Below are 19,701 nucleotides of genomic sequence, written 5' to 3'. Positions count from 1 at the left end.
AGGACTGGATTATGCCGGCGGCGCGTGAGTAGCGAATGGACCAATTGGGCAACAGGGTAGTGCTGAACTTGGGGCCGCCGGCTACGGCGGGCGGCGCCTTGGTCGGCCTGAATCTTGGCGTCGATTGGTGGTCGGAGGAGCCGCCGGAACCCGAGCGCGCCTACCTTCGGTCTAGTTCGTCGCTCTCATGGTCGGTGGCTCGCCCGCGCGCAGCCATGATTCTGGTTGGTTGGGGAGGCGCGGGTACTGCATCAATTGTGGCCTCTTCCGGTTGGCGTGGCGCGCCGCGCCTGGAGGGTGGTGCCACAGCCACGGGATGGGGTCTTACTCCACTGCTGAGCCGTGGGGGCGCCCTGCGGTGGCGTTCTTCGCAGGGCGTTCTTCGCCGGTCAAATGCCCAGCTGTGGCGGTCCATGGGCTCCGAGAGCGTGTCGCTGCTATCCCGATGGGGCACGCCAAGCATCCTCTGCATGGGCGGCGCTTTGCGCTGGTCTTCGCAGGACCAGGTGAGCGCATCGACAGGGACGCGTTGGCTTTCAAGCAATTCAGCGCGAAACCAATGGCAGGGCAGCTGGGGGTGCGGCGATCGTCTGCCCAGGTCGTGGCGGCTTCGCTGGGGGAGTGCAGCCAAGCTTCCATGGATCGTTCGGCCTCCAGTTCCACCCGATCCTGATCCCGAGCCTGGTTGGCCGGCCGGCAACGTGGTCGGGCTGAATCTTGGCTGCCCCGTGGTCGGCGGATTCGGGGTCGTTCCACTCAATCTCGGCGTTGTCGCGTGCTACGCGGTCCGCCCTCAACGAAGGACGTATGTCGTGATCAACACCGTGTCATTCGTACGGCTGCCGGACCGTATGCCCATCGAAGTAACAAGAATCACCCTGGAATCGGGCCGGAGCGCCTGGGGCTGGACGTTCGACTTTGAGCTTGCTGATCCGGCGCAGCTGGATCTACTGAAGCCCACGGCCGCAGGCCCGCGCCAGTTCGAGGTTGTGCTCAACGGCCATGCGTGGACAGGGATTGTGGAGAGCTATCAAAAGCAGCGCGAGTTCGCGGATGGCGCCGTGCGCCTGAGTGGCCGCTCGCGCACCGCGCTTCTCGCTGCGCCCTACGCACCAGCTCGGGTGAAGGTCAACGGTGACGATCGGAGCGTCTCGCAATTGGTGGCGGAGGAGCTCGCCGATACGGGCTTCACAAGCCAGTACGGGACGGTCGACTGGATCGTGCCTGCCGGTGCGTGGTTCTACGACGCGAACACGCCTCTTGATGCCATCAGTGGCCTGGCTGGGGCAAGTGGCGCGGTGGTGCAGTCCGACCCCGCGCAGCCGGTGTTGCGGGTCCGGGCCAGCTACCCGGTCAGCCCGTGGCTTTGGCGGGAATCACCTCCTGACCATGTCGTGCAGGAGGACATCGTCCTTACCGAGAGCCTCCAGATGCGTAGCGCGCCGCTCTACGATGCGGTGGTGGTCACCGGTGAGTTGCCGGGGAAGGGCGTCACCTGCAAAGTGCGCAAGGACGGTGAGGCAGGTCAGCTGTTCGCACAGCAGGTCAGCAGCCCACTGATCAATGTTGCTGCTGCCGGCGCCGAGCGCGGTCGGAACATGCTCAGTGATCGTGGTGAGCAAGCCGCCGTCGACCTCACCATGCCGCTGTTTCCCAAGCCGCTTAAGCCAGGCGAGATCGGCCCTATCATGCCGTTGGATCTAGTGGAGGTCGTTGGTGCTGCGGGGCGGTGGCACGGGCAGTGCGAGTCGCTGCGCGTTGATGTTGTGATCGATCAACAGGCAGTGGTGATCGAGCAGACCGTAACCCTTGAAAGGCACTACACCGATGCGGACTGATCTGTGGGATCAATTCGGCGAACTGGTCAGCAGCAACCCTCGATTGCTGGCGACCGTCACCGCGCACAACAGTGACGGGACCAGCACGCTGACGACGTATGACGGGGTACAGATGCGGGCGTTCGGCCAGCTGCAGCAAACCATCCCATACAACGACTGGGTTCGCGGGGGGCGCTTGGTCGAGGCGGCTCCCAACCTTCCGGTGATGGAAGTCACCATCTAGCAAGACAGGGCGCTGCCCAGATGCCTGCAAGCATCCAGACAGCGCCGCAACACAGGTGGTCTCAGCACCTGGCATTGGCCGTGGCCCCGTCGCCCTCGCGAGAGCGGCGGGATTGTCGGCTTCCTCTATCGCAAATACTGAGAAACCATGCCCAAGCCCATCATTTCCTGGCCGGGCGGCAAGCGCCGCCTGCTGAAGCACCTGTATCCCCACTTCCCGATCCACGATTGCTACGTCGAGGCATTTGCCGGCGGCGCCGCTTCGCTGTTGATGCGGCCGTATCCGGCCCAGATGGAAGTGCTCAACGACATCAACGGCGAGCTGGTGTCCCTGTACCGCTGCGTGCGGCATCACCTGGACGAATTCGTGCGCATGTTCCGCTGGTCCCTGGTATCGCGGCAAATGTTCGAGTGGGCGCAGATGGAGCGGCCGGAGACCTTGACCGACATCCAGCGTGCAGCGCGCTTCTACTACCTCCAGAAACTCGCCTTTGGAGGGAAAGTGCAGGGCCAATCGTTCGGAGTGGTCACTGCCGGAGGCCCGCGATTGAACCTCCTGCGCATCGAGGAAGAGCTGAGCGCGGTGCATCTTCGGCTGTCGAACACGGTGATCGAGTGCCTCCCGTGGCAGGAGTGCGTGCGGCGCTACGATCGGCCGGGGACACTGTTCTACCTCGATCCTCCGTATTGGGAAACAGAGGGTTACGGCGTCGAGTTCCCATTCGCTGAGTACGAGGCGATGGCCGATCTGATGCGCAACTCGGCTGGGCGCTTTGTGGTCTCGATCAATGATCACCCCCAGATCCGAGAGGTGTTCGCCGGCTTCGACCTAGTGCCGCTGCAGCTCGACTACACCATCGGCGGCGGGCAGGGTAGGGGGAAGAAGTTCGGAGAGTTGATCATCAAAAGCTGGGACGACAGCCAGGCCACCCTGTTGTAGGCATTACGCAATCTGCTGGAGCAGGTCTTCGCGATTGTTTCGTGGCGTGTTGACGGCGCGGCTGACCCTGTACGCCTCCATGGATGGAGGCGAGCTTGCCAGCAGCATCGCCATGGCGTCGTCGGGGCTGGCCGCCATCCAGTCATCGATCTGGTCGACCTGGAGCCAGACCGGCATGCGGTCGTGGATGTCGGCCGAGACGCCGCTGCTGTCGCCGGTGATGATCGTGAAGGTGCCCAGGTTGCCGTCGGGCAGTAGCGGGCTGGTGTCTTCCCATAGGCCGGCGGCCAGCAGCGGCCCGGCTGCATGAATGAACCACGGGTCCTTCTTTCCGTCCTCGGGGCTCACCGACCACTCGTAATAGCCCGCCATGGGGATCGCGCAGCGCCGCTTCTTGAACGCCGACCGGAAGGCGGGCTTGGTGGTCACCGTCTCGATGCGGGCGTTGATGGTCGAGCCCTGCAGGCCCTTGGCCTTCGCCCAGAAAGGGAGCAGGCCCCACGCCAGGCGGGTAACCTGCCGGCCTTCGCCGCGATCCAGGATCACTGAGGCGCGCTGCGTCGGGGCCAGGTTGTAGCTGGGCTGGATCTCGGCCAGCCCGGGGGCAAGGTCAGCCAGCCCCGGCTGGCCGAAGTCGATCACGGGGAGCTGGACGAATCGACCGCACATGGCCGGAGGGTAGCTCGGCCGACCGTGCCCGGGGCGTGTAGGGACAGCCCGACCCGACAGGGCGAGGTTGCCCGATGGTGCCGGCGGGGAAGGGCGGGCATCCTGACCTCGCCGGATCCGGGGCCGCAGGCAGCTCAACCCGGGGGCGCGTGAGCAGCGCCACGCCGGCACACAGTCCGAACGATTCAGCCAGGTGGCCGCCACGTTCGCAGGATCTGCGACGGCCGGTCGTATCCTTCCCGCCATGCGTTCCTCCCACGGCTTCCGCACCGCCCCAATTCCCTCTGGCTGGGTCCAGACCGGTGAGCGCTGGGCGCTCTGGTACAACGGCCGCGAGACGGCCAGCGTCACGCTCGATGGCGGTCCTGGCGTCCGGCTATGGATGGAAGGCAAGAAGTTCTGGGACGTGAAGGAAGTACGGGCCGCCAACGTCCGGCAGGCAAAGCGTTACGGCGAGCGCTGGTGCGCGGCCAGGCTGTATCCCGATCTGCCCCTTCGTGAGGCCGTCGCCCGGCTGACCGACAGCACCCCGATCCAGCCGTTGCCGCCATTGCCCGGCCTGCCGCCGACCCGCGAGCAGCAGCAACAGGCCCGGCGACTGGCCGAGGCCGGCGCGAAGGAGGTGGAACGCATCAAGGCAGCGCTGCAGCCGCGTAAGCCGCCATCGGAGACGAAACCCCGTCCGAGGGATGCACGCAAGGCGTGGGTGAGGGCAGGGCTCCGCGATCTACGCGGTTGGTGAGTGGAGAAGGTTCCCGCACCCACGGTGGCTGTCCGTTGCGGGGGTAGAGGCTCTCTTCAAGCGTCCTGGGTTGATTTCAGTGCGCAGCACGCAAGCCTTATAAGCGAAATCGCCGACCTAGGGTGCTGTGGCAAAACGCTACGGCTCTACTACAATCGGGGCCTGCTCGAAGGGATTTCAGTCATGCCATCAGTTCTTGAACAGTATCGCGTAGCCGACTTTATCGAGTGGCACGAACAGCGAAGGTTGGAGCTAAATCCAAACTTTCAACGGGGTTCCGTCTGGACGCCCCCTGCAAAATCATTCTTGATCGACACAGTGCTGCGGCAGCTCCCAATTCCGAAGGTCTTCCTGCGGACCCGGATCGATGTGGCGACACGAAACTCCATCCGTGAAGTCGTTGATGGTCAGCAGAGACTTAGGGCGATACTCGATTTCGCAAATGACAAGTTCGCGTTGTCGAAACGTGCTGGTGAGTATGCCGGCCTGAAGTACTCGGACCTGGGCGACGATGACAAAGAGAAGTTCCTCGGGTACTCAATCGCAGTGGATCAGCTGGTCAACGCTGATGATGAGGCGGTCCTCGAAGTATTTGCTCGCTTAAATTCTTACAGCGTTGCACTTAATCCTGCAGAGAAGAGACATGCCTATTTCCAGGGCGAGTTCAAGTGGGCAGTGCGTGACGCATCTCATAGATGGTCCATTCTATGGGAGCGGTATGGGGTTATTTCAGTTCGAGATCGTGTTCGGATGCTGGATGATTCGTTGATGGCAGAAATGTTCGGCATCCTTCTTGAGGGTGTGCGTGATGGCGGTCAACCAAAGATCGATATGTTGTACAAGAAATACGATAGTGATGCTCTGGTAAACGACAATCTTGTAGCTAAGCTGGATGACGTAATATCCTACTTTGTCGCTCATCTCGCGGATTTCCTTGTTGGGAGTCCCGTGATGCGTGCTCCGCATTTCCTGATGCTGTTCGCAGCCCTGGCTCACGTTCGTTGGGGTATTCCGGACGGTGACGTTGGTCAAATGCCCGCTGCACCAGTGGAGCCGCTGGCAAATCTCGATGTAGTGCGTACCAACCTCCAAATGTTGGGTGCATACATTGAGGGGGATAATTACCCGGGGCCATTTGAGGCATTCCACCTTGCGTCGGCTTCGTCGACTCAGCGAATCTCGTCCAGAAAGGTGAGGTTCCCTATATTCGTCAAGGCTCTTGGGAACGCTTTGATTTGAGTCATGGCGACTACTTTCCTTCGATCATTCAAGTTAGAAACGGAATGGCTTGCGCGAGAGTACGAAAGAGCCGCAGCCTCTGGCGTCGATCGAGCCTCTCAATTGGCGTGCGAGATGGCCATCGTTCGGCTACATGATTCGTGGGCGCGATGCTGCAGGAACATTGTTCTGCGCTCTGCCTGTGGATGCCGGACATTGGGTGGCGCGAGGGTGCCGGCAGCAGTGGGCGTGACCAATGAGGCCGAAGCACTGGCAAAGTACTTCGCGAGTTTTCGACGTGCCCGTCTGCCACAAGAACCTAAATGGCACTCAGCGACGGATGCCATTGATGCTGCCCAAAGAATCGATATCAGGAATCGCACCGCAGTTGTGGCTGCTCTTTCATCGTCCAACTCGCCAGCAGAGGCGATGAGAAAGGTGCGGAACTACTACGCGCACCGGACCAGAGGCACTGCGGCTAGAGCGATGGGTACTGGCTTCTTTCCCACCCTTTCCGTTCCTTCTGTCTTCAACCTCAACGAGCTCGGTGCCGGAGGCGAAACAATCTTGAGGGCTTGGATACGGGAGCTTCGTCTGATGGCAGACGCCGCCATGTTGTAGTGGGTTCCGTACTCAGAAGATGGCGGATTGGGTGGCAAGAAATGTAAGTTATTGAAATTTAAATGTTGTCTATGGATTGCAAATCCGTTTACAGCGGTTCGATTCCGCTTGAGGCCTCCAATTGAAAAGCCCTGATTTCGATCAGGGCTTTTTCTTTGCGCGCAATCAGGCATCGGCAGGCTGTACCAAAATGCACATGCGACCCGGCAGGGCCGGCTGCTAACGTCGCCGCTCTCCTCTTCAGCAGTGGTGGCCGCAGTGCGAAACCTGGCGATCGAGCAGGCCGTGTACATCCCCCTCGGCGCCATGCTGGCACTGATCGCTTTTGCATTCACCGTGCCCGGCTACCACTCGCTCCCCCAGCACCTCAGCGAGCTCGGCCTGATGCCGGGGCTGCCGGCCAAGGCGGTGCAGGTCGGCGGGCTGGTCAGTGGCTCGGCCATCATCCTCTTCAGCCTCGCGTTGCTCGCCCAGGGCCGCTGTTTCGCGCTCACTGCGCTCACCTCCACCCTGTTCGGGGTGTCCATGGTCAGCAATGGCGTCTTCACCACGGGCAGCCCGCTGCATGGCCTCTATGGAATCGGCATCTTCTCGATCCTGACCCCGCTGCTGTTCCTGGCAGAGCTGGGCCCACAGGCGTCAACGCGGATGGCATGGTTCGCGCGCTCCAGCGCGCTGCTGGGCATGGCCTATCTGTGGCTGATGATGTCCGGCTTCGACCCTGAGCCCTATCGCGGCCTCACCCAGCGCCTTGCGCTGCTGCCGGCGTTCGGCTGGTACACCCTCGCGGCGCTGGAGCTGCGTCGATTCCGCGGTTGAGCCAAGCGCTTCTTGTAGCAAGCGCTGGCAGTGTGCAGCCAGATGTTCAAGCCGCCGCTGGCGCCGGATCGTCAGCACGAAAATTACGCGCCACCGGCGTGGTGGTGCCCACATAGTGGCGGAACAGGTAGATCAACGGTGCCCAGCGCTGCACGTCGATGTGCTGGGTACCTGCAATGGTGATCGCCTCGTGTGCATGCACCCGGCAGATCCGTCCTTCGACGATCATGAAGCCCTGATCCTCTGTTCCGCTGGGCCGATGCGAGGCAAGCAGCGCGACCTCCACCTGCAGCGGGCATTCGGCGATCGCCGGTGGTGCCACCAGCACAGATTCGACGCGGCTGAAGCCGCCCAGTGCGAACTTGTCACGCACATGCACGTAACCCATATCACGCTTTGAATCCGGCACAGGGGTGCGCGCGGTGGCGCGGGCGATGGCTTCAACCTGCGTCGCCTGCGTGGCATCTGCGAAGTTCAGGACGCATTCGCCGCGTGCCAGAAGATTGCTGCAGCCCTGGCCCTGTTCGCCGATGCCGAGTACCACGCGGTCGCCCAGCGCCCAGAATGAAGAAAGCGGGCTGATGTTCGCACTGCCGTCGTCATTCAGCGTGGTCATCAGCACCACGGGCGTTCCCGGGTAGAGCACGGAGGGGGTGATGCAGCGACGTTGGATATCTTCCGGTGGCATGCTTGAACTCGTGGGTTGCGGGCGATCACTGTGCCCTGTGCAAGGGCGCGGACGCTTCGATCCAGGTCGAACAATGAGTGGCAGGCGGCATGCCACACTGTGGCCATGGTCCAGACCTCCCGCGCTTTCATCAATGTCGGCACTTTGGTCGGTGACCATGCACGCGCGGCCATGCTGTTGACGTTGATGGATGGCCGCGCACACACGGCATCCGAACTGGCCGGCGTGGCTGGCATCTCGCCGCAGACGGCAAGCAGTCATCTGCGGCGGTTGCTCGATGGCGGCATCCTGGCCGTGGCGGTGCAGGGACGCCACCGTTATCACCGTCTGGCCTCGACCGAGGTCGCCGACATGCTGGAAGGCATTCTGCGTTTCAGCGATCAACGCCCACCGCTCTCTCCACGAAGCGTGCGGGTCGATGCCGGCTTCCGCCGGGCGCGTACCTGCTATCGGCACCTGGCCGGTGAATACGCCGTCGCCATCTCCGACCACCTGCTGAGCACCGGAGCGATCACCGCTGCGGCAGACCACTGGCAGATCTCGGCTCATGGCGCCGACGTCCTGCGCGCCGTGGGCGAGCCGCTGGCAGAGCTGATCGCGCGATCACCGCAGGTGAAGCCCGAGCGCTACTGCCGAGGGTGCCTGGACTGCACCGAACGTCGCCCGCACATGGCCGGCATGGTCGGCGAAGCCATGCTGCAGAGTTTCCTGCAGAACCGCTGGCTGCGTCGCCTCGAGGGGCGGCGCGAACTGCGGGTCACGCCTGCCGGGCAGACGGCGTTCCGCAGGCTGTTCGACGTGGGCGCCTGAGGACCGCCACGTGCCCCTGTCAGTCTCAGCCGGCCACGACATGGCGACGGGGTATGGTCGGAGTCCTGGTCTTCGGGAGCAGCAATGGCAGGCAAGGACATGAGGGGCTGCATGCATGATGCAGCTGGCGGGCAATGAGCAGATCCACCGCAGATGTGCGCTGGCTTACATTCCGGTTGAAGAACGGGCAGTCCATCGGCCCCGATCAACTGAAGGACGGCTGGGTCCTCGCCTCGGAGAGCCGTCATTGTGACGTGCGCCGCGAGCGCATCGAGGGCGCAGGCGTGGTCTATGCGCTGTATGGTCCGCCAGATCTTCCGTCTCCCCGCCGCGCTGAGCTGCGCATGCGCGACTTCCTCATGCGCTCCGGCTATACCTTCACCATGGGTACGCTCGGCCACTGATCCGGCCGGGTAATCAGGGGGCAATCGCTGCTGCCTTCAGCGCCTCTATCACCTGTGAATCCGCAAAGCCGCAGTGGCCTTCGCCAACAGCAGGCAGTACGCGCGGCGATGGCGTTGCGCCTGCGCGCTCTGCCAGTTGCGGATACACCGCCTGCATGCGCGGCACGATGCTCGGGTCATCGTTGTTGAACTGGATCACCAGTGGTCGCTTGACCGCGCCGGTCAATGCCAGCTTCCCGCGCACGTATCGCTGTGCCGGCGGAGCCGGCGCCAGTCGCTGCACGCCGGCGTTGAATGCGTCGTCATCGCCGAATCCACGATAGGCAGTCCTCAGGTTGCCGACCGGCATGCCGCCAGCGCGCGTGGCCAGTTCGTGCAGGATCATCGCGTGCAGGCTGATCGTGCCCGGCAATGCCTCGGCGCTTACCTGCAGCCGTGTGGCCAGTTGCGCAGCGACTGCCGGCCGGGTCTGAAGCGCGGCAGCGATACCTTGATAGAGCGCCATCTGCGATAGCGCCGCCGCTTCTGCCGATATCAGGCCCTGCCGGGGCAGCCCCTCGGCCTCGGGGAAGAAATAATCGAACGCCACCAGTGTGGTCAGCAGGTCGTTGGCCAACTGCTCGCCAGGCAGGTTGGCGCCACACAGCGAAACACCTCCGTTGTAGTGCTGCGGCAGGCGTTCGAGAGTGGCGATGGCCACCGCACCGCCCATCGAAAAGCCGAGGATCCAGGTGCGGCGCACGTCCTTCAAATTGGACAGGGTCTGCACGCGCAGGCGTTCCATGTCGTCTATCGCATCTGCCACTGCCCAGCCTTGGCTGGCATAGGCGCTCTGCGCAACGGCGTAGCCCGCTGCAAGCAGGCCGGCGGTGCTGTCGTTGGCCGGCATTGGCGATGGCTGCGGCGAGCCGACCGGCTCATAGCCATGCGCCAGCATCACCAGTTCACCGTTCCAGTCGGCGGGCACGTCCAGGCGCCAGCGTGCGCCCTGCAGTTCGCCACTGGAGCTGCGCGGCGGGGTTGCGGGTGCGGCGGACAGCGGGGTGTGTGGCAGCAGCAGGACAAATGCCAGGGCCAGCCGATGGAGCGTGCGTGTCCCAGGCATCGCTGGGGCGGGTGTCGCTGGCATTGGCTTCACCCTTCGGCGCGATCAACTGCCGGCCGCTCGGCAGAATGTATGCTGACCGCTACGCATGGCAGCGGCAGCGGCAGCAGGCTCAAGGCGGAGCGGAGCGACATTGCAGCCTCGATGCGCAGGAGGTGTCGCCTGTATAGCGCCGCCCCGGCACGGCGGCCAGTGCCGCGCATAGCAGGGTCGAATTCGATACGATCTGACGTATCTACCTCTTTTCGTTTGATCTGGAGTCCTGCCATGGCCGATCGTCTCGCCATCCTGCTCGAACGCTTCGCGGTCACCGCCTCGGTGTTCCATGCCGGCGCGCTGTGTGGCATCAACAGCCTCGAAGGAGAGGGCGAGGCCGGCCAGCTGCATCTGGTGCGGCGCGGTCCATTGCAGGTCAGCCATGGCGGGCAGACGGTGCAGGTCGATGTTCCCAGCCTGCTGCTGTATCCGCGCCCGCTGCCGCACCGCTTCCATACCGATCCCCAGCACGGTGCCGACATGGCCTGCGCCAACCTTCACTTCGAGGGAGGCAGGCTCAACCCGATCAGTGCGGCGCTGCCCGATTTCATCTGCCTGCCCTTGGCCGATCTGTACGGCGGCCATGCCGCCCTGGAGCTGCTGTTCGAGGAGGCATTCGAGCAACGTTGCGGTCGAGCGGTGATGGTCAACCGCCTGTTCGAGGTGGTGATGATCCAGGTGCTGCGGCAGCTGATGGAGGGGGGCGGGATGCGCGGCGGCCTGTTCGCCGGGCTCGGCCACCCACGCCTGCGGTTGGCGCTGGTGGCGATGCATGAGGCACCGGCCCAGGCCTGGACACTGGAGGATCTGGCCGACGTTGCAGGCATGTCACGCAGCGTGTTCGCCGCCAGTTTCCGCGAGGCCATGGGAACCACCCCTGGTCACTATCTGCAGGGGTGGCGGGTTGGCTTGGCACAGCAGGCGTTGCGCCAGGGCCGACCGTTGAAACGGATCGCCGACGAGGTCGGCTATGGCAGCGAGGCGGCGTTGTCGCGAGCGTTCAAGGCGCACACCGGGCAATCGCCACGGCAGTGGCGGGGGCAGGCGCGGGTTGCTGCCGGTTGAGTGTCACCCCAGCGCGAGCCGGGTCAGCTTCATGCCGGCGAACAGCCCGGCCAGGCCAAGAGCTACCGAGCCGCCCGCGTAGAGTGCGGCCAGGCCATGCTGGCCCCGCTGCAGCAGCAGGCCGGTTTCCAGCGAAAAGGTGGAGAACGTGGTGTAGCCGCCAAGAATGCCGGTGGCCAGCAGCAGGCGCAGTTGCGGCGACGCGCCGTTGCGCAGGGCAAATGCCTCCACCACCACGCCCATCAGCAAGGCGCCGCTGATGTTGACCAGGAAGGTCGACCAGGGCCAGGAACTGCCGACGGCGACGCGGGCGCCGATCAGGTTGCAGCCATGGCGCAGGCAGGCGCCGACACCGCCGCCCAGGAATACCAGCACATAGTTGTTCAACGTCTGCATTGCTTGCCTCGAGTGCGTGTTCGCAGATTCGACGGCGTACGCAATGGCGGGCACTGCCTGCCATCGACGAACGCCGGGTTCGTCGCAGCAGGAGCCATCAGCCATCTCAGGCGGTTATCGGGGGAGCCCCATCCCCATCGGCAGCCATGCTACCAGCCCGCGATGGGTCAGGGCAGGGCAGTCATCACCACGCGTGCAACCTTGCCGCGGCTGACGCCCTCCATCAGCAGGTCATGGGCCATCAGCCCCAGCGTGGCCTCACGGCGGTAGCCGACTTCCAGGCCACGCTCGGCAAGGATGTGGGCGACCAGCTCATAGGCCGCTTGCCAGACATCCAGATGGGCTTCGCTGGGCATGTGCATGTAGGCCGTGCCGCGTTCGCCGACACCCCGTCCCAACGGGCCGAACAGCAGCTCGCGCGGGTCCAGCTTCACCGCATCGGCGATGCGGAACAGCTGTTCGGCTTTCACGTGGTTGGCTTTGACGTGGTCGTTGAGCCAGTTGCTGACCGTGGCCGTCGTCGTTTCGGCGGCACGCGCCAGGTCGGCCGGGCGTGCATGCCCGGCGTCCTTCATGGCGACCGCGAGTCGTTGTCCAAGAGTATTCATCTATGCAAGCCAGCTTAACGCGTGGAATCGAAAGAGGCCTTGGCGCAAGAATAAGTTTGATGATGAAAGGGATCGAAAATGGACGAATTCTGGAGCAAGCGGCAGGTCCGCACGCGGCTGGGCTTTTCCACCGACGCAGAGCTCGCCAGGTTGTTTGGAATCAGCAGATCCGCTGTCTCGCAATGGCCCAGGGGCTTTCCCATCCCGCCGCTGAGGCGCTACATCCTGCAGCAGCGGTACCCGGCGCTGTTCCCTTTGGAGCAGGACCCGAACGATGAAACCGCATGACATGCGTCCAAGGCTGTCGCAGACAGACCGCTAAGATCAATTTGCTAAGCATGCTTAGCAACATAGGCAGAATCGATCACCCCGCTCGCAGCAATGGCCTGATCTGTGATGGGCACCCGGGTTCGCTGGCAGGCAGTGTCGACATCGGCACGGAGATTCTTGATCCCCTTCGCCATGGCCTTTCATGAACGATTAATAATTTCAATCGCGAAAGTCGTGCGCTGTAATTGACGTGTCGTGAAATCTATGACTAATTGGCATCAACCGGTTGTGAAGGCCGGGAGTCTTTCAGTAGCTCGCAAGTGAATCGGTCGACCGTCAACGATGCAGAACAAGTCCAACGGAGGTCGTATGGAATACGGCATGCATGGCTTGGCTGAACGGGTACGCCGCGAACTGGAAGCCAGTTATCACAAACACGGATGCGGTCCGGCGTTCTGGGATACCTACCAGCAGGTGCTTGATCGTCTGGTTCCGCAGGGGACCGGGCGGACCGATGTCACCAACGAAATGGCGCTGATCATCGAACAACTGGGCATCGTCCGTCGCGCCCAGCTGGTACCGCCACGCCCGGGCGACCCGGGCTGACTCAGAGCAGGCGCCAGGCGCCACAGGCCAGCAAGGCCAGCAGCATCGATGCCAAGGCTGTGGTGCGGGGGCGCCACCACCGGCGCGGTTGGCCTGCCATCACCTGTGGGCTGCAATAGCGCACCAGGCCGGAACCGAAGCCCGCATGATGCTGCTGCCGGGTGCAGGCTTCCAGACAGGCGCCGCAGGCCAGGCAATCTGCCTGTGGACCATGGCGGATGTCCAGTTGCATCGGGCAGGCGCGTACGCAGGCCATGCAATCGATGCAGTCGCCCAGCCGATCCGCACTGAAGGTCGGCATCGGTCCGGCCAGCAGTGGATGTGCGGCACGGAAAACGTAGTCCTGCGCGGTGGTCGGGTCGAGCAGGCCACGACCGCGGCCGAGCACGCCGCCCAACGCCGGTGGGCGGGTGCCGCGCGGCTCGCCGCGGCGTGGGTCATACAGCATGCGCGGGGTGTGCGGGTCGGTCAGCAACGGCTGCATGCGCGCGAACGGACAGAGCGATCGGCACACCTGTTCGCGCAGGAACCCGGCGTTGCCCCAGGTGGCGCCGGCATAGAACAGCACCCAGAAGGTCTCCCAGCCGCTCCAGCTGCCATCGAACGCGCCGGCGACCAGTTCGCGGATCGGACTGAACAGTCCTACGAAGGTGATCCCGGTCCACAGCGACAGCAGCAACCAGGCCACGTGGGTGAGCGGCCGCGCTGCCTGCGCGGGCAGGACGCGGGCCAGGGCCTGCGCGATCCCATCGAAGGCCCGTGTCCACAGTGTCTGTGGGCAGGCATGCCCGCACCACACCCGGCCTGCCAGATGGGTGAGCAGGGCCAGGCCCACCGCCATCACTGCCAGCAGGCCCAGCAGCACGCCGATGTCGTCCGGCCACAGGGTCCACGCGAACAGGTCGAAGCGGCGCGCGGTGAGGTCCAGCAGCAGCGCCTGCCGGCCATTCCATTGCAGCCACGGCAGCGCATGGAACAGGACCAGCAGCGCAACGCCCAGGGTGCGGCGCCAACGCCATGGGCGGGGCGGCGGGGAAGCGGTGATGCTCATCCCAGCGGCAGCTCCTCATCCTCATCGTTCGGCATCGGCCGCAGCAGATACCCGGTCACCGCGCTGGACAGTGCGGTGACGGCCCAGAACATGAAGAAACCTGCGGTGTAGCCCAGCTCACGGCTGATGGCTGTACCCGGGAAGCTGATCGCCTGCAGCCGCAGTGGATCGACGAAGGCGAAGAACACCACGCAGGCCAGGCCGGCGGCGATGAAGCTGGGCCACAGGACTGCGCCCCAGTGCTGGATCAGCCGCTGGCGGCTGGAAGACGGTGTGTTCATGCGGGTTCGGGTTGAAGAAGGGGGCGGCGCGTATACTTCGCCGTGGTTGGCGCAGCATCCGCAGGGCATGCTTCCTGCAAGCGTGCCAGCCTAGGTGCGCCCCCGTGCGCTGACATTGATCTGGATCAACAGCGGTCGTGGCGGCATGCGGCACACTGCCGATCCGCATTTGGTGCCCTGATGAACGCAACGCCCACGACCGTCCTTCCCATCGCCTCGCCCGAGCTGTGCAGCGAGGAGGAAGTGACCCGGCTGGTTCACGATTTCTACGCGCGCGTGCGTGACGAGGAGCGTCTGGGGCCGGTGTTCGAAGGTCACGTGAAAGACTGGCCCGAACACCTGGCCCAGCTTGTTGATTTCTGGTCGGCGATGCTGCGCGGGACGCGCCGGTTCAAGGGTTCGCCGATGTCCAAGCACATGGCGATCGATCTGGAAAAGGATCTGTTCGACCGCTGGCTGGTGCTGTTCCACATCACCACCGCCGAGTGCAACAACCCGCCGATGCAGGCGCTGGCCGACGATGTGGCCGCCCGCATCGCCGAAACCTTCTGGCGCCGCTACCAGATGCTGCGCTGGCCGCAGGTCATGCTGCCGGTGCTGGGCGTCCCCGCCAAGGATTGATCTGGGTCAAGGCGCACCGCCTGGCTTGGCGCGATGCTGACGCCATGGACACGTTCTCTCCCGCTGCCGGTGGCCTGGCCTGGACCTTCGATCCTGATCTGCTGCGCCGGCATGACCGGCCCGGCCCGCGCTACACCTCCTATCCCACCGCACCGCACTTCCACGACGGCTTCGATGCACCGGCGCTGCGCCAGGCGATCGCCGACAGCAACCCGCTGGCGCGTGCGTTGTCGTTGTACGTCCATGTGCCGTTCTGCTCCAGCCCCTGCTTCTACTGCGGCTGCAACCGGGTGATCACCCGCGACCGCGGGCGTGGCCACGGTTACGTGTCACGCGTGCTGGCCGAGGCAGACCTTCTGGCACCGCAGTTCGCCGACGGCCGTGAAGTGATCCAGCTGCACCTCGGCGGTGGCACACCGAATTTTCTGGATGCCGATGCGATGACTGCGCTGGTCGAAGGCCTGCGCCGGCGCTTCGATTTCAGCGATTCGTCGCAGCGTGATTTTTCCATCGAACTGGATCCGCGCTTCATCGACACCAGCGACGTGGCGATGCTGGCCCGGCTCGGCTTCAACCGCGCCAGCCTGGGTGTGCAGGATTTCGACCCGCAGGTGCAGGAATCGATCAACCGCGTGCAGGGCGTGCGGCAGACGCTGGACATCCTGCGCGCGTGCCGCGACAGCGGCATGCGTTCGGTCAACGTCGATCTGATCTACGGCCTGCCTGGGCAGAGCCTGGAGGGCTTTGGCCGTACCCTGGATCTGGTGCTGGCGCTGCGTCCGGATCGCTTGGCGGTGTACGGCTATGCGCATCTGCCACACCTGTTCCGCGCGCAGCGGCAGATCGACGAAAGCCGCATGCCTTCGCCGGAAGACAAGCTCGCGCTGCTCGGCCTGGCGGTGGAGCGCCTGTCCGCGGCCGGTTACCAGTACATCGGCATGGACCACTTCGCATTGCCGGATGAGGATCTGTCGCGTGCCCAGCGCGCCGGTCAGCTGCATCGCAACTTCATGGGCTATACCACCCATGCCGACACCGATCTGCTTGGCCTCGGCGTGAGCGCGATCAGCCACATCGGTGCCACCTACAGCCAGAATCCGCGCGACCTGCCGTCGTGGGAGAACGCAGTGGACCAGGGGCAACTGCCGGTCTGGCGCGGCGTCGCGCTCAGTGCCGACGATGAGCTGCGTGCCGAGCTGATCCAGCAGTTGATGTGCCAGGGGGAAGTGGATGGCACGTCACTGGCACAGCGCCATGGCATCGACTTCGAGACCTACTTCGCCGAAGACCTGCAGGCTGTGCAGCGTCTGCAGCAGGATGGCCTGGCGGAGTACCGGGATGGGGTGGTACGCACCAGCGAGCCGGGGCGGCCGCTGCTGCGCCTCCTGGCGATGTGTTTCGATCCCTATCTACGTACCGCCCAGGAGCAGCCTCGCTACTCGCGGGCGATCTGAGCGCAGGGTTCAGCGCTTGCCGACGCCGCGTTCGGGGTGGCGCGCGGCCATGCCGCCGCTGGAGGTGGTGGTCCAGTTGCCGTTGAGATCGCGCACGCTGGTCGAGTAGGAGCCATCGCTGTACTCGGTGCGCCACCTGCCGCTCAGGTCACGCTTGCTGACCGAGTAGGCCCCGTTGCTGTACTGGGTGCGGATGTTGCCGTTGAGGTCCGTGCTGCTGTTGGAATAGCTGCCATCGCTGTGGGTAGTGCGCTTGCGGCCACTCAGGTCGGTGGTGGTGGTCGAACGGCTGCCGTTGCTGTGCTCGGCGATCTCGCGTCCGGACAGGTCGCGTCTGATGCGGCTGGACGAGCCGTCGCTGTTGCGGATATCCCGACTTCCGTCGAGGTTGCGGTGGCTGTTCGAACGGCTCTGCGCCGATGCCGGTGCGATGGGCTGGGCGAGCAGCGTGACCAGTGCCAGCGATGATGCGAGCCATGTCCACTTCATGGGTGATCTCCTTATGCGTCGTTCGGCGGCTAGGCGGCACGTTCGATTCTGCCATGCCGGGCTGAAGGCGTCCTGATCGCGGCAACGGCAGCCGAATGGCCGCATCCCTTTCAGTGGGCTGCTGTGCAACCAGTGGTGCGCGGGTCCTTTGATGGGGCGTCGATGCGTGATTGGGTGGTGCCGGGAGCCGGAATCAGAACCCCTTGTGCCGCAAGGGGTTCGGGAGATTCTGGGGAAAATCTGGGCAGTCCTGCAGTTTCAGGGGCCAACGTGCCGGGAACGACTGTCTAGCCGCCGCTCCTCCTTTCGTCATCGGCCCAACGTAGGACCTCCGATCGCTTCCACTTTTTCTCGTTTCCGATCTGAAGCGGGGCGGGGAAGCTGGGACGGCACGCTAGCCTTTCGAGGAAGCCGCGCCGGTTGGGCCCTGCTGCGCTTGCCGTACAACCAGACGCTGTACGACATCTCCATCGGCGGCGAGCATTACGACCGCTAAGGCATTTCCGTCCACGCAGGGGCTGGGGCCCCTCGCAAACGCCTTCCGTCGGTAGCTAGATGCTTCGCAACTGCTGAAGCGCTTTTGGAATCCGCTTAGTTGGCGAGCAAGGCGGTAGTTGCCGCGCCACTCCTCCCTTTTCATTGACATCCTCTGCTCCCACTCAGCCGGCGGATTCGACCTGGTGGGTGTGATATTAGGGATTGCTAATTTCGCTTTTCTGTTTTTCTTAACGGATTCAGGGAGTCGCTTTGTCTCATGCTTCAGGCCTTGGCCAGCCTCTCCGCTCTCATCGCTCGCGGATGCGCTCATGAAACATGCGTCACGCTTTGCTTATTGAGAAATACCCCACTAGGATCGGAACCGCAGCGCTGTGGCGTTGCAGGGGGGATCCCACTTTCTCGCAAAGGAGCATGCATGAAGTTGGTCATATCTGGGACACTGCTATTGGCTTTAGTAGTAAGCGCGCCAACAAAAGCGCAGCAGCTGCCTCCGCATTGACAGGCGAAAACTATCGCACCTTCTATGGGAAATGGTACGACGAGAACGTGGGCGTACAATCCCTTTATGGCACGGAGGTCTGAACTATGAAGACCAAAATTTTCGCCGCCATGTCGGCATTGGTGATACTTCATGTAGCGCCTTTGCACGTGCGAGGGGCAGGCACGGATCTATCCATTCCGAAAGCCTCAGAGCCAGCTTCTCGTGAGGACCAAAAAGCTCTGTGGAAGAGGGTGGAACAACTCTCATTTGCCGCCGTGGCGGGTGCGGACAGCGTCAAGCGTGCTGTTGCGCTGGAGCACGGCCGTCTGCCTGGCGGAGAAGTATCTGATCTGGCTATCGGTGATCGACTCACTGGCACAAATGTTGCGCTACAGCTCGATCCTGCAGGAAAGCTGGAAGAGCTTTCATTCGACCTTCGCGGAGGCTGCATCTCGACGCGAACTCTTCTGTCGCAGTATCCTAATCTGCTGGTTCTTCAGGTTCCGCATGACCCGCGGGCCAACTCGCTTGTCGGCACCACCATTGGAGGTGCACTGGCCACATTCAGAATGGCCCCAGGACCAGGACCTTGCGCGATCGGTGTGACCGTCCAGACCGTTGAAATGGCCAAGGCGCAGCTTCTGCTGCACTGAGGTAAAACGCGCCGCCGGCAGTTGCACGCCGGCGGCGCCCAACGCAGGCAATTCGTGCGTAATTGAAGCCAGACGCCTTACGCAATCTGGCGCGCGCTGTATTGCACAACCGCTTTGCCGGCGATGAAGAGGTCGGCGGGAGCCAAGTAGGGCGGGAACAGCGAGTTGGCGCTTACGATGTAGACGCCGTCCGCCCTGCGTTGTAGCCCCTTGATCTGCGTCTCGCCGCCGATGTTGATTACGTAGATGGCATCACCATCGAAGTAGTCCACGGCGGTATCAACCATCACCACATCGCCGTTATTGATGACCGGCGCCATGGAAGGGCCTCTGCCAGCGATCAGCTTAAGGCGCCCAGGCTGGGGCAAGAATCCAAGGCGCTGCCGGATATCCCACTCTGCGTATTCCATGCTCCGGATCACTTCCGGGAATTCCTCATTAAAGACCCCTGGTTCATGTCCCGGGCAACCGTTCCAGGTTTGACCTGCTTAAGCCTTCCATCCCGCCAAGCGATGATGTCCGAGGCATCAATTGCGGCAATGCGCCGATCCATGAGTGGTAACGATCGTTCCCAAGCAGCAATGCGTACAGACTCCCACCGCTCCCCAGCTCGCTTGGGCGCCTCTTCCTTGACGTAGCGACGCATGGCTTCACGAAGCGACTTGTCAGGCAGCTTCCCGCCGTGCAACTCAGCCTCGCGCTCAAGAGCCCACTTCGCAGCTTCCTGCTTTGTGTGTTTGGTAGTGGAATCGCGAACGCCCGCCACGTACACCTGCACGCGCCACTTGTTCCCTGATCGTTGAATGCTGGCCATGGCCGCATCATATGGGGAAATTTTGGGGAGAGTAGCCGGGCAAGTCCGGGCAAACCGGGGTGAGTGCGGATTATTTTATCCGCCTAAGTGGCCGATTTTGTGTCGATTCGTGGCGAATCGTTGTGAGGGCGTAGGCTCCCCAAAACATGCAGTGGTGCCCGGAGCCGGAATCGAACCGGCATGGGGTTGCCCCCGGCGGATTTTAAGTCCGATGCGTCTACCAGTTTCGCCATCCGGGCCTGCAGCGCGCGCCGATTGTAACGGAATCGCCGCCGCTGCCGCCGGCTAACGCTGCTTTTACG

24 protein-coding genes, 1 tRNA gene and 1 riboswitch are annotated in these 19,701 nt (G+C 63.4%); of the genes, 14 read left to right on the top strand and 11 right to left on the bottom strand.

Going from position 1 to position 19,701, the window contains the following annotated elements:
* The first annotated feature begins 812 nt into the window (after nucleotides 1-812).
* The 3 genes from QOL57_RS03105 (at nucleotide 813) to QOL57_RS03095 (ending at nucleotide 3,000) form a co-directional block, all read left to right on the top strand.
* Nucleotides 813-1,838: a hypothetical protein gene (locus tag QOL57_RS03105; RefSeq protein WP_244900786.1), complete on the top strand. Its 1,026-nt coding sequence runs from the start codon at nucleotides 813-815 to the stop codon at nucleotides 1,836-1,838.
* Nucleotides 1,828-2,061 (top strand): hypothetical protein, encoded by a 234-nt coding sequence (locus tag QOL57_RS03100; RefSeq protein WP_089240161.1) that lies wholly within the window; start codon nucleotides 1,828-1,830, stop codon nucleotides 2,059-2,061. The genes QOL57_RS03105 and QOL57_RS03100 overlap by 11 nt, the downstream gene beginning before the upstream one ends.
* 147 nt (nucleotides 2,062-2,208) lie before the next feature.
* Nucleotides 2,209-3,000 (top strand): DNA adenine methylase, encoded by a 792-nt coding sequence (locus QOL57_RS03095; protein ID WP_089240163.1) that lies wholly within the window; start codon nucleotides 2,209-2,211, stop codon nucleotides 2,998-3,000.
* Between the two features lie 3 nt (nucleotides 3,001-3,003).
* Here the strand turns inward: QOL57_RS03095 and QOL57_RS03090 are convergent, their stop codons facing one another.
* Nucleotides 3,004-3,669, bottom strand: a complete 666-nt coding sequence (locus QOL57_RS03090; RefSeq protein ID WP_089240165.1) for an SOS response-associated peptidase — start codon at nucleotides 3,667-3,669, stop codon at nucleotides 3,004-3,006.
* A 244-nt stretch (nucleotides 3,670-3,913) separates the two neighbouring features.
* Between QOL57_RS03090 and QOL57_RS03085 the strand changes: the two genes are divergently transcribed.
* From QOL57_RS03085 to QOL57_RS03075, 3 genes are all read left to right on the top strand, one after another.
* Nucleotides 3,914-4,411, top strand: coding sequence for a hypothetical protein (locus tag QOL57_RS03085; protein WP_089240167.1), 498 nt, complete (start codon nucleotides 3,914-3,916; stop codon nucleotides 4,409-4,411).
* 183 nt (nucleotides 4,412-4,594) lie between these two features.
* Nucleotides 4,595-5,650 (top strand): DUF262 domain-containing protein, encoded by a 1,056-nt coding sequence (locus QOL57_RS03080; protein WP_089240169.1) that lies wholly within the window; start codon nucleotides 4,595-4,597, stop codon nucleotides 5,648-5,650.
* An 846-nt stretch (nucleotides 5,651-6,496) separates the two neighbouring features.
* Nucleotides 6,497-7,069 carry a DUF998 domain-containing protein gene (locus QOL57_RS03075; protein ID WP_141134255.1) on the top strand — a complete coding sequence of 191 codons (573 nt, stop codon included), beginning with the start codon at nucleotides 6,497-6,499 and terminating at the stop codon, nucleotides 7,067-7,069.
* Nucleotides 7,070-7,115: 46 nt separating this feature from the next.
* Here QOL57_RS03075 and QOL57_RS03070 read toward each other — a convergent pair whose 3' ends face one another.
* Nucleotides 7,116-7,685, bottom strand: a complete 570-nt coding sequence (locus QOL57_RS03070; protein WP_089241250.1) for a flavin reductase — start codon at nucleotides 7,683-7,685, stop codon at nucleotides 7,116-7,118.
* Between the two features lie 177 nt (nucleotides 7,686-7,862).
* On the opposite strand from QOL57_RS03070, the gene QOL57_RS03065 reads away from it, so the two are divergent.
* Nucleotides 7,863-8,567, top strand: coding sequence for a winged helix-turn-helix domain-containing protein (locus QOL57_RS03065; protein WP_089240175.1), 705 nt, complete (start codon nucleotides 7,863-7,865; stop codon nucleotides 8,565-8,567).
* 134 nt (nucleotides 8,568-8,701) lie between these two features.
* Nucleotides 8,702-8,971 (top strand): hypothetical protein, encoded by a 270-nt coding sequence (locus tag QOL57_RS03060; protein WP_089240177.1) that lies wholly within the window; start codon nucleotides 8,702-8,704, stop codon nucleotides 8,969-8,971.
* Between the two features lie 13 nt (nucleotides 8,972-8,984).
* Here the strand turns inward: QOL57_RS03060 and QOL57_RS03055 are convergent, their stop codons facing one another.
* Nucleotides 8,985-10,076: a hypothetical protein gene (locus QOL57_RS03055; protein ID WP_089240179.1), complete on the bottom strand. Its 1,092-nt coding sequence runs from the start codon at nucleotides 10,074-10,076 to the stop codon at nucleotides 8,985-8,987.
* A 267-nt stretch (nucleotides 10,077-10,343) separates the two neighbouring features.
* Here QOL57_RS03055 and QOL57_RS03050 point away from each other — a divergent pair, with 267 nt between their 5' ends.
* Nucleotides 10,344-11,177 carry an AraC family transcriptional regulator gene (locus QOL57_RS03050; RefSeq protein WP_089240181.1) on the top strand — a complete coding sequence of 278 codons (834 nt, stop codon included), beginning with the start codon at nucleotides 10,344-10,346 and terminating at the stop codon, nucleotides 11,175-11,177.
* A gap of 3 nt (nucleotides 11,178-11,180) precedes the next feature.
* Here the strand turns inward: QOL57_RS03050 and crcB are convergent, their stop codons facing one another.
* Together crcB and QOL57_RS03040 are read right to left on the bottom strand one after the other, a co-directional pair.
* Nucleotides 11,181-11,573 (bottom strand): fluoride efflux transporter CrcB, encoded by a 393-nt coding sequence (crcB, locus tag QOL57_RS03045; protein WP_089240183.1) that lies wholly within the window; start codon nucleotides 11,571-11,573, stop codon nucleotides 11,181-11,183.
* A gap of 81 nt (nucleotides 11,574-11,654) precedes the next feature.
* Nucleotides 11,655-11,718: riboswitch (Fluoride riboswitch) on the bottom strand.
* A 22-nt stretch (nucleotides 11,719-11,740) separates the two neighbouring features.
* On the bottom strand, nucleotides 11,741-12,181 hold the full coding sequence (locus QOL57_RS03040) for a helix-turn-helix domain-containing protein (protein WP_223880016.1): 441 nt from the start codon (nucleotides 12,179-12,181) through the stop codon (nucleotides 11,741-11,743).
* A gap of 78 nt (nucleotides 12,182-12,259) precedes the next feature.
* Between QOL57_RS03040 and QOL57_RS03035 the strand changes: the two genes are divergently transcribed.
* On the top strand, nucleotides 12,260-12,469 hold the full coding sequence (locus QOL57_RS03035) for a hypothetical protein (RefSeq protein ID WP_089240187.1): 210 nt from the start codon (nucleotides 12,260-12,262) through the stop codon (nucleotides 12,467-12,469).
* A gap of 351 nt (nucleotides 12,470-12,820) precedes the next feature.
* Entirely contained in the window at nucleotides 12,821-13,057 is a 237-nt protein-coding gene (locus QOL57_RS03030; protein ID WP_025875165.1) for a hypothetical protein, read from the top strand.
* A gap of 1 nt (nucleotide 13,058) precedes the next feature.
* On the opposite strand, the gene QOL57_RS03025 is transcribed toward QOL57_RS03030, so the two are convergent.
* Nucleotides 13,059-14,108 carry a 4Fe-4S dicluster domain-containing protein gene (locus tag QOL57_RS03025; protein WP_089240189.1) on the bottom strand — a complete coding sequence of 350 codons (1,050 nt, stop codon included), beginning with the start codon at nucleotides 14,106-14,108 and terminating at the stop codon, nucleotides 13,059-13,061.
* Nucleotides 14,105-14,389: a hypothetical protein gene (locus QOL57_RS03020; RefSeq protein WP_089240191.1), complete on the bottom strand. Its 285-nt coding sequence runs from the start codon at nucleotides 14,387-14,389 to the stop codon at nucleotides 14,105-14,107. The genes QOL57_RS03025 and QOL57_RS03020 overlap by 4 nt, the downstream gene beginning before the upstream one ends.
* 180 nt (nucleotides 14,390-14,569) lie before the next feature.
* Here QOL57_RS03020 and QOL57_RS03015 point away from each other — a divergent pair, with 180 nt between their 5' ends.
* Both QOL57_RS03015 and hemN read left to right on the top strand, forming a co-directional pair.
* Nucleotides 14,570-15,010, top strand: a complete 441-nt coding sequence (locus tag QOL57_RS03015) for a group III truncated hemoglobin (RefSeq protein WP_089240193.1) — start codon at nucleotides 14,570-14,572, stop codon at nucleotides 15,008-15,010.
* A gap of 44 nt (nucleotides 15,011-15,054) precedes the next feature.
* Nucleotides 15,055-16,464 (top strand): oxygen-independent coproporphyrinogen III oxidase, encoded by a 1,410-nt coding sequence (hemN, locus tag QOL57_RS03010; protein WP_089241252.1) that lies wholly within the window; start codon nucleotides 15,055-15,057, stop codon nucleotides 16,462-16,464.
* Nucleotides 16,465-16,473: 9 nt separating this feature from the next.
* Here hemN and QOL57_RS03005 read toward each other — a convergent pair whose 3' ends face one another.
* On the bottom strand, nucleotides 16,474-16,953 hold the full coding sequence (locus QOL57_RS03005; RefSeq protein ID WP_089240195.1) for a hypothetical protein: 480 nt from the start codon (nucleotides 16,951-16,953) through the stop codon (nucleotides 16,474-16,476).
* Between the two features lie 1,083 nt (nucleotides 16,954-18,036).
* Between QOL57_RS03005 and QOL57_RS03000 the strand changes: the two genes are divergently transcribed.
* Entirely contained in the window at nucleotides 18,037-18,585 is a 549-nt protein-coding gene (locus QOL57_RS03000) for a hypothetical protein (protein WP_141134256.1), read from the top strand.
* A 77-nt stretch (nucleotides 18,586-18,662) separates the two neighbouring features.
* Here QOL57_RS03000 and QOL57_RS02995 read toward each other — a convergent pair whose 3' ends face one another.
* The 3 genes from QOL57_RS02995 to QOL57_RS02985 all read right to left on the bottom strand — a co-directional run bounded on the left by QOL57_RS02995 (nucleotide 18,663) and on the right by QOL57_RS02985 (nucleotide 19,638).
* Nucleotides 18,663-18,995: a S24 family peptidase gene (locus QOL57_RS02995; protein WP_089240197.1), complete on the bottom strand. Its 333-nt coding sequence runs from the start codon at nucleotides 18,993-18,995 to the stop codon at nucleotides 18,663-18,665.
* Between the two features lie 8 nt (nucleotides 18,996-19,003).
* Nucleotides 19,004-19,399: a hypothetical protein gene (locus QOL57_RS02990; protein WP_176429874.1), complete on the bottom strand. Its 396-nt coding sequence runs from the start codon at nucleotides 19,397-19,399 to the stop codon at nucleotides 19,004-19,006.
* 152 nt (nucleotides 19,400-19,551) lie between these two features.
* A tRNA-Leu gene (locus QOL57_RS02985) sits at nucleotides 19,552-19,638 on the bottom strand.
* Between the last annotated feature and the right edge of the window lie 63 nt (nucleotides 19,639-19,701).

Origin of the sequence: Stenotrophomonas sp. yr243, assembly GCF_900184195.1 — a bacterium.
In the GTDB taxonomy this organism is placed as follows: domain Bacteria; phylum Pseudomonadota; class Gammaproteobacteria; order Xanthomonadales; family Xanthomonadaceae; genus Stenotrophomonas; species Stenotrophomonas lactitubi.
Note: the sequence above shows the minus strand (reverse complement) of the source record. Positions and strands in the feature narration are given on the sequence as shown.

Coding starts and splice junctions, on each gene's coding strand:
- QOL57_RS03065 (WP_089240175.1), top strand. CDS start 7,863: ATGGTCCAGACCTCCCGCGCTTTCATCAATGTCGGCACTTTGGTCGGT.
- QOL57_RS03025 (WP_089240189.1), bottom strand. CDS start 14,108: ATGAGCATCACCGCTTCCCCGCCGCCCCGCCCATGGCGTTGGCGCCGC.
- QOL57_RS03005 (WP_089240195.1), bottom strand. CDS start 16,953: ATGAAGTGGACATGGCTCGCATCATCGCTGGCACTGGTCACGCTGCTC.
- hemN (WP_089241252.1), top strand. CDS start 15,055: ATGGACACGTTCTCTCCCGCTGCCGGTGGCCTGGCCTGGACCTTCGAT.
- QOL57_RS03080 (WP_089240169.1), top strand. CDS start 4,595: ATGCCATCAGTTCTTGAACAGTATCGCGTAGCCGACTTTATCGAGTGG.
- QOL57_RS02990 (WP_176429874.1), bottom strand. CDS start 19,399: ATGGCCAGCATTCAACGATCAGGGAACAAGTGGCGCGTGCAGGTGTAC.
- crcB (WP_089240183.1), bottom strand. CDS start 11,573: ATGCAGACGTTGAACAACTATGTGCTGGTATTCCTGGGCGGCGGTGTC.
- QOL57_RS03100 (WP_089240161.1), top strand. CDS start 1,828: ATGCGGACTGATCTGTGGGATCAATTCGGCGAACTGGTCAGCAGCAAC.
- QOL57_RS03020 (WP_089240191.1), bottom strand. CDS start 14,389: ATGAACACACCGTCTTCCAGCCGCCAGCGGCTGATCCAGCACTGGGGC.
- QOL57_RS03030 (WP_025875165.1), top strand. CDS start 12,821: ATGGAATACGGCATGCATGGCTTGGCTGAACGGGTACGCCGCGAACTG.
- QOL57_RS03015 (WP_089240193.1), top strand. CDS start 14,570: ATGAACGCAACGCCCACGACCGTCCTTCCCATCGCCTCGCCCGAGCTG.
- QOL57_RS03055 (WP_089240179.1), bottom strand. CDS start 10,076: ATGCCTGGGACACGCACGCTCCATCGGCTGGCCCTGGCATTTGTCCTG.
- QOL57_RS03085 (WP_089240167.1), top strand. CDS start 3,914: ATGCGTTCCTCCCACGGCTTCCGCACCGCCCCAATTCCCTCTGGCTGG.
- QOL57_RS03070 (WP_089241250.1), bottom strand. CDS start 7,685: ATGACCACGCTGAATGACGACGGCAGTGCGAACATCAGCCCGCTTTCT.
- QOL57_RS03000 (WP_141134256.1), top strand. CDS start 18,037: ATGAAGACCAAAATTTTCGCCGCCATGTCGGCATTGGTGATACTTCAT.
- QOL57_RS03050 (WP_089240181.1), top strand. CDS start 10,344: ATGGCCGATCGTCTCGCCATCCTGCTCGAACGCTTCGCGGTCACCGCC.
- QOL57_RS03060 (WP_089240177.1), top strand. CDS start 8,702: ATGAGCAGATCCACCGCAGATGTGCGCTGGCTTACATTCCGGTTGAAG.
- QOL57_RS02995 (WP_089240197.1), bottom strand. CDS start 18,995: ATGGAATACGCAGAGTGGGATATCCGGCAGCGCCTTGGATTCTTGCCC.
- QOL57_RS03090 (WP_089240165.1), bottom strand. CDS start 3,669: ATGTGCGGTCGATTCGTCCAGCTCCCCGTGATCGACTTCGGCCAGCCG.
- QOL57_RS03095 (WP_089240163.1), top strand. CDS start 2,209: ATGCCCAAGCCCATCATTTCCTGGCCGGGCGGCAAGCGCCGCCTGCTG.
- QOL57_RS03035 (WP_089240187.1), top strand. CDS start 12,260: ATGGACGAATTCTGGAGCAAGCGGCAGGTCCGCACGCGGCTGGGCTTT.
- QOL57_RS03040 (WP_223880016.1), bottom strand. CDS start 12,181: ATGAATACTCTTGGACAACGACTCGCGGTCGCCATGAAGGACGCCGGG.